This window comes from Guyparkeria sp. SB14A (assembly GCF_005096345.1).
Taxonomy (GTDB): Bacteria; Pseudomonadota; Gammaproteobacteria; order Halothiobacillales; family Halothiobacillaceae; genus Guyparkeria; species Guyparkeria hydrothermalis.
Genome location: NZ_SWAW01000015.1, coordinates 50,081 through 56,080 on the forward strand (window position 1 = coordinate 50,081; position 6,000 = coordinate 56,080).

The 6,000-nt window shown below is 66.0% G+C and carries 5 protein-coding genes; 3 read left to right on the top strand and 2 right to left on the bottom strand.

All coding sequences use genetic code 11. The features are described from left to right. The first annotated feature begins 23 nt into the window (after positions 1-23). A complete protein-coding gene (gene erpA, locus FAZ79_RS07340; protein WP_197039140.1) occupies positions 24-398 on the top strand; it encodes an iron-sulfur cluster insertion protein ErpA in 375 nt (124 codons plus the stop codon). Between the two features lie 70 nt (positions 399-468). Beyond that, a complete protein-coding gene (locus FAZ79_RS07345; protein WP_136867329.1) occupies positions 469-1,623 on the top strand; it encodes a citrate synthase in 1,155 nt (384 codons plus the stop codon). A gap of 16 nt (positions 1,624-1,639) precedes the next feature. On the opposite strand, the gene FAZ79_RS07350 is transcribed toward FAZ79_RS07345, so the two are convergent. After that, complete coding sequence (locus FAZ79_RS07350) at positions 1,640-2,815, bottom strand: anhydro-N-acetylmuramic acid kinase (RefSeq protein ID WP_282097231.1); 1,176 nt, start codon at positions 2,813-2,815, stop codon at positions 1,640-1,642. Then, entirely contained in the window at positions 2,805-4,397 is a 1,593-nt protein-coding gene (locus tag FAZ79_RS11690) for a peptidoglycan DD-metalloendopeptidase family protein (protein ID WP_247709518.1), read from the bottom strand. Before FAZ79_RS11690 ends, FAZ79_RS07350 begins: the two co-directional genes overlap by 11 nt. A 114-nt stretch (positions 4,398-4,511) precedes the next feature. On the opposite strand from FAZ79_RS11690, the gene tyrS reads away from it, so the two are divergent. After that, on the top strand, positions 4,512-5,687 hold the full coding sequence (tyrS, locus tag FAZ79_RS07360; RefSeq protein ID WP_136867337.1) for a tyrosine--tRNA ligase: 1,176 nt from the start codon (positions 4,512-4,514) through the stop codon (positions 5,685-5,687). The last annotated feature ends 313 nt before the right edge of the window (positions 5,688-6,000 follow it).

Here is a 6,000-nt window from a genome sequence, read left to right on the forward strand (position 1 = left end):
CGCAATCGATTGAGGTGAACGCGATGGTTGACGCAACCGACACCATGGTCGCCGAGCCGGCCACCGAGGCAACGCCGCTGGTCTTTACCGAGAACGCGGCGAACAAGGTTCAGTCGCTGATCGAGGAAGAGGGCAACCCGGATCTCAAGCTGCGCGTGTTCATCACGGGCGGTGGTTGCTCCGGTTTCCAGTACGGTTTCATGTTCGAGGAGACCGCTCAGCCGGACGACACGGCCGTGGAGCGTTCGGGCGTGACCCTGCTGGTCGACCCGATGAGCATTCAGTACCTCGAAGGTGCCGAGATCGACTACAAGGAAGACGTCTCCGGCGCGCAGTTCGTGATTCGCAACCCCAACGCCGCGACCACCTGCGGCTGCGGATCGTCGTTCTCGATCTGATTTGGTGATGTCGATACGCGGGCGGTTGCCCGCGTGTCGCGTTTGTCAGGGTTACTACAAGGCGTTGTCGATGGATTTCGTACCGGGTTTGCAGGGTGTGCCGGCGGCGCAGTCTGCCATTTCGTATCTGGATGGTCAGGCCGGGCTCCTGACCTATCGTGGCTATCGCATCGTGGATCTGGCTCGCCAGAGCACGTTCGAGGAAACCGCGTGGGTGCTGATCCACGGGGATCTGCCCACCGCGCTCGAGCTCGCGGAATTCGACGCCGAGCTGCGTCGCAACCGCCGCGTGAAGTACAACGTGCGCGACATCATGAAGTTCCTGCCCATCGACGGGCACCCCATGGAGGCGCTGCAGACCTGCGTCGCCAGCCTCGGCATGTTCTACCCGGGCCAGGAGCGCATGACGGCCAACGGCGTCAACGCCGATTCCGAGTTCGTCGAGCAGATGATCGTCAAGATCCTCTCGAGCATGTCGACGCTGGTGGCCATGTGGGAGCACATCCGCAAGGGTGACGACCCGGTCGCCCCGCGCGCCGATCTCTCCTACGCGGAGAACTTCCTGTACATGATGACCGAGCGCGAGCCCGACCCGATCGAGGCGCGCATCATGGACGCCTGCCTGATCCTGCACGCCGAGCACACGCTCAATGCCTCGACCTTCGCCTCGCTGGTCTGCGGTTCGACACTTGCGCCGCCCAACCTGGTGGTGGCCTCGGCGATCGGTACGCTGGCCGGCCCGCTGCACGGCGGTGCCAACCAGCGCGTGCTGGCGATGCTTGACGAGATCGGCTCGGTCGAGAATGTCACCCCGTGGTTGGAGGAGAAGCTGGCCAACAAGGAGGTGATCTGGGGTTTCGGTCACCGCGAGTACAAGGTCAAGGACCCGCGTGCCGACATCCTGCAGGGGCTGCTCGAGCAGCTGCGCGAGCACCGCGGTGGTCAGCTGTCGCCGCTCTACGAGATCGCCCGCGAACTCGAGGCCCAGGCCGCCGAGCACCTGGCCGGCAAGGGCGTCTACCCGAACGTCGATTTCTATTCCGGGCTGCTGTACGCCGAGCTTGGTATCCCGCGCGACCAGTTCACGCCGATCTTCGCGATTTCGCGTACCGCCGGCTGGCTGGCGCACTGGAAGGAGCAGATCGCGAACAACCGCATCTACCGCCCCACCCAGGTCTACGTCGGCGAAAGCCCGCGCGACTACCGTCCGATCGGCGCCCGCTGATCGGCAGGCCCCGCCATCAGGCGGGGTAGATCCCACCCAGTATCCGCGGCCCGTCCGCCCCCGTGACGCTGGGGGCATTGCCGGGCTGCCCGGCGAGCAGTTGCCGGGCGAGCCAGGCAAAGGCCGCGCCCTCGACGCATTCCGGCGCAATCCCCAGCGCCGCGCTGCTCTCCACCGTGGTCCCGAGGCGCTCGCGTAGCCGCGCGACCAGTTGCTGGTTGTAGGCACCGCCACCGCACAGGGTGACCGGCATGGACGGACGCTCCCCGAGCCATGGCGCGATCGCCTCGGCGAGGCTTTCCACGGTCAGTTCCAGCAGGGTCGCCTGCACGTCTCCGGCCGGCAGGGCCGCGAGGCGCTCACCCCCGCGAGCGCCCAGCCAATCGAGGTGGAAGTGTTCCGGGCCGGTCGATTTCGGGGCCGCTGCGGCGAAGAAGGGATCGGCGAGCAGGGTCTCGAGCAGGGTCTCGTCGACCTGCCCACTGGCCGCCCAGCGTCCGTTGTGATCGAAGGAGCTGCCCCGGTGGAGGGCATGCCAGGCATCCATCAGGGTATTGGCCGGGCCGGTGTCGAAACCGAGGGGGGCTTGGTCGGGCAGGAGGATCGAGGCATTGGCGATCCCGCCGAGGTTGACCACGACCCGCCCCTCGGGACCGGGCGGGAACAGGGCGGCATGCGCCGGCGGGGCCAGCGGGGCGCCCTGCCCGCCGGCGGCCATGTCGCGGCGGCGGAAATCGGCGGCCACGGTGATGCCGGTCAGCTCGGCGATGCGGCTGGGGTCGCCCAGTTGCAGGGTAAAGGCCTGATCACGCCAGTCCGGACGGTGACGCACGGTTTGGCCATGCGAGCCGATGGCTCGAACCGAGGTGGCCGCGACCCCCGCCTGGTCCAGCAGACGGGCCGCACCGGTCGCCGTGGTCTCGGCAAGGCGACGATCCGCCATGCCGAACAGGTCGATGGCATCGACCGCCGGTGATTCGCTTGGTTCCTGTCTTTCCCCGCGGGCCAGCTGTGTCAGCTGGGCGGTCAAGGTGGCGCCCAGTGGCTCCTGGTGGTGCGCGATCAGGCGTGGCGGGGTGGCGGAGAAATCGCAGAGGCACAGGTCCAGCGCGTCGATGCTGGTGCCGGTCATCGCGCCGATAAACAGCTCGCTGCCGTCATCGGACCGGTTGCGGTTCGGGTCAGTCGTCACGTGCGTCGCGAGTGGCCTCGTTCTGGGCCAGGTGCACCGGCTGCTCTCCGTCGACGTCGATCTCGATGCGGGCCAGCTCCTCGAGGGAGCCGCGCGTGCGCGCGATGAAGTCCTTGCGGTGCTCGGAGGCGATGGGGTTGGCCTCCGGCAGGTCGACCTTGAGGGGGTCGAGGGCCTTGCCATGCACCTTGAACTCGTAGTGGAGGTGCGGGCCGGTGGCGGCGCCCGTCATGCCGACAAAGCCAATGGTTGCGCCCTTGTCGACGCTGACGCCCCGCTTGAGGTTGCCCTTGAAGCCGGACAAGTGGGCGTAGAGGGTTTCGTGCTTGGCGTCGTGGCGCACCTGCACGACCTTGCCGTAGCCGTGCTTCCAGCCGACGAAGGTCACGCGCCCGGAGGCGGCCGACTTCACCGGCGTGCCCGTCGGCGCGGCGAGATCGACGCCGTTGTGCGGCCGGACCGTGTTGTGAATCGGGTGCAGTCGCTTGGGGTTGAAGTTCGAGCTGATGCGCGAGAACTCGACCGGGTAGCGCAGGAAGCCACGCTCGAGGCTGCTGCCATCGGGCTCGTAGTAGCCGGTGGTGCCGTCGGGCGAGGTGTAGCGCACGGCCTGGACCTTTTCGCCGCGGTTGGTGAATTCGGCGGCCACGATATGGCCGGTACCGAGGCGCTCTCCATCGCGTTCGCGCACCTCGTAGATCAGGCGGAACTGGTCGCCGTCGCGGACGTCCCGCAGGAAGTCCACCTTCCAGCCGAAGACCTCGGCCAGCTGCATGATCTGCGCCGGGGGCACGCCCGTGGCGATCGCGGACTGGTAGAGCGACCCCTTGATCGTGCCGCCGGCGGAAACGAGGCGCGTCTCGCTGGGCAGGTCGGTGATCTCGGCCACCAGCTGGTCACCGTCCCGGCGGAAAATCGAGAGCTCGCTCTCGCTGCTGAGGTCGTACTTGAGGCCGGCAAACTGCTCGGCGTCATCGGTGATCAGCACGAGCTTGTCGCCGGGGCGGATGCGTTCGAGTCGGCGGGCTTCGTCACCCAGGTCGAGCACCTTGAGCACGTCGCTGTAACCGAGGCCGGCCTTCTCGAAGATGGTCGACAAGGTGTCGCCGGAGTCCACCGTGATGGTCGTTTCCTCCAGCGACGGGGTGGCCGCCTGTTCCCCGGTGTCAGTGGCGGGGGGCTCGTCGCGATCACCAACCGCGGCGCGATTGGATTCCGGCGTCTCGATCGCCTGAAGGGATTCCTTCTGGCCGGGGATGTGGAAGTTCGGTCGGCTGTCGAGGCTGACCGAGCGGGCGAAGGCCGGCGGTCGGTCGGTCGTGCTGCCCGCGGTGCGTGGCGTGGTGTCGACCGGCGTGCTCTTGCTCGTGGACTCCGGTGTGTCGATCGCCTCGAGTGTCAGCGGGATCTCGTCGGACTGGGTTGTCGCCGAGTCGCCGGCGTTCGTGTCTTTCGACGCCTGACCGGGAAGCAGTTGCCAGACGACGGCGCCGAGCGCGAACACGCCCAGGCCGACCAGGAGGGTGCGCCGAATCAGGCGAGTGGGCCTGCGCTTTTGCTTGAATAGAGGGCGCTGTTGCATCGATGTATAAACCTGGCAGAAAAATATGGTGTAAAACCGGTAACATAACCGCCTTTCTGCAGCCATTCAACGTAATTCTTGGAAGGGTGAACCGTGTCTCAGGAGCAAGCGCAGATGCTGGCGGAGTTGTGTCGGGGGACCGACGAGGTGCTGGTCCGCGAGGAACTGGTGGAGCGGCTGGCCGAGGGTCGGCCGCTGCGGATCAAGGCCGGCTTTGATCCGACCGCCCCGGATCTCCACCTCGGCCACACGGTGCTGATCAACAAGCTGCGCCAGTTTCAGGAGCGCGGGCACGAGGTCATCTTCCTGATCGGCGATTTCACCGGCATGATCGGCGACCCGACCGGCAAGAACGCCACCCGTCCGACCTTGACGCCCGAGGCGGTGCGCGAAAACGCCCGCACCTACGAGCGCCAGATCTTCCGCATCCTCGATCCGGACAAGACGCGCATCGTCTTCAACTCCGAGTGGATGGGCAAGAAGAGCGCCGCCGACCTGATCCAGCTGGCCAGCCGCTACACGGTCGCCCGGATGCTCGAGCGCGACGACTTCTCCAAGCGTTACCGCGAGAACCGGTCGATCGCGGTCCACGAGTTCCTCTACCCGCTGGTGCAGGGGTATGACTCGGTGGAGCTCGAGGCCGACGTCGAACTCGGCGGGACCGATCAGAAGTTCAACCTGCTGGTCGGGCGCGAGCTGCAGAAGCAGTACGGCCAGAAACCCCAGGTCGTCATGACCGTGCCGATCCTGGAGGGGCTGGATGGCGTCAACAAGATGTCCAAGTCGCTCAACAACTACATCGGGATCGAGGAGCCGGCCGACGAGCAGTTCGGCAAGTTGATGTCGATTTCCGATGACCTGATGTGGCGGTACTTCGAGTTGCTGTCGTTCCGTCCCCTTGAAGAGATCGCGCGCCTGCGCGAGGAGATGGCGGGCGGGCGCAACCCCCGCGACATCAAGTTCGAGCTGGCGATCGAGCTGGTCGACCGGTTTCACGGCCAGGGCGCGGGCGAGAAGGCACGCGATGCGTTCGTGGCCCGTTTCCAGAAAAAGCAGCTGCCGGACGACATGCCCGAGGTGCATCTCGAGTCCGGGGTCGCGATCGTCGAGGCGCTCAACCGCGCCGGGCTGATCCAGTCGAATTCCGAGGGGTTCCGTCACATCAAGGCGGGCGCAGTGAAGATCGACGGTGAGCGGGTCGATGATCGCGGGCTGGTTCTGCCGGATGGCGAGTCGGTTGTCCAGGTGGGCAAGCGCCGGCTAGCAAAAATCATCGTCGCGGGGGGTTGACGCCCCCGCCAAAGCGCGTAAGATGCGCTCCTCCTTACGGGGCACAGGCAACGCCGCCGCCCCGAAAAACAGCCCCGACGAAATGAGAAAAAACACTTGACGGGCGCTGCAGCGAGCGTAAAATCCTCGCTCCTCTCGACGGAAACGCCGCTCGAGAGGGTCGCAAAAAAGAGTTCAAACGAACCCTTGACAGGCGACACAGGAGCCGTAAGATACGCGCTCCTTTCGGCGACGAGCCGACACTGACCGGACGGGTTGGTGAAGATCTTTAAGAAAGAGCAGAGATAATTTGTGTGGGTGCTTGTTGGCCCGG

Bases quoted from the DNA above. Each gene is read 5' to 3' on its own strand.
- erpA (WP_197039140.1), top strand. From the start codon at position 24: ATGGTTGACGCAACCGACACCATGGTCGCCGAGCCGGCCACCGAGGCA.
- FAZ79_RS07345 (WP_136867329.1), top strand. From the start codon at position 469: ATGGATTTCGTACCGGGTTTGCAGGGTGTGCCGGCGGCGCAGTCTGCC.
- FAZ79_RS11690 (WP_247709518.1), bottom strand. From the start codon at position 4,397: ATGCAACAGCGCCCTCTATTCAAGCAAAAGCGCAGGCCCACTCGCCTG.
- tyrS (WP_136867337.1), top strand. From the start codon at position 4,512: ATGCTGGCGGAGTTGTGTCGGGGGACCGACGAGGTGCTGGTCCGCGAG.